1 protein-coding gene is annotated in these 357 nt (G+C 49.0%); it reads right to left on the bottom strand.

Features of this window, described 5'->3' with window-relative positions:
• Nucleotides 1–185 precede the first annotated feature (185 nt).
• The gene (locus WQ57_RS27535; protein WP_420912410.1) at nucleotides 186–338 is read right to left on the bottom strand and encodes a YidC/Oxa1 family membrane protein insertase; all 153 of its coding nucleotides are present in this window, start codon (nucleotides 336–338) and stop codon (nucleotides 186–188) included.
• Nucleotides 339–357 lie beyond the last annotated feature (19 nt).

Here is a 357-nt window from a genome sequence, read left to right as displayed (position 1 = left end):
CGGCCGAAGCTACTGCGGATACGGCAGGGCCTGATACCCTTATTATGCCTACACCGGCACGACCTGTGGCTGTGGCCTGAGCGGCAATGGTGTCTGTGCTGTACATAGATCAAACCTCAAACGTTTTTAAACTCAACAAAACAAAAAGGCCTGAAAACAGGCCTTCGAAGTGTAGCTCAGGAGCATCAGGCCTTAGTGTATAAGCCTTTTTTCTCCATGCCACGGTAGATATACAGCATCTGGGCCAACGAAATCAGGTTGCTGACTAACCAGTACAGCACCAGACCACTTGGGAACCACAGGAAGAATACGGAGAACACTACTGGCATCCACAGCATAATTTTTTGCTGCATTGGA

Origin of the sequence: Mesobacillus campisalis, from assembly GCF_000986785.1 — a bacterium.
Lineage (GTDB): Bacteria > Bacillota > Bacilli > Bacillales > Cytobacillaceae > Mesobacillus_B > Mesobacillus_B campisalis.
This window is presented reverse-complemented; position numbering and strand designations above follow the sequence as displayed.

What these genes read in the sequence shown, in the direction of transcription:
- WQ57_RS27535 (WP_420912410.1), bottom strand. Translation starts at nt 338, where the DNA reads ATGCTGTGGATGCCAGTAGTGTTCTCCGTATTCTTCCTGTGGTTCCCA.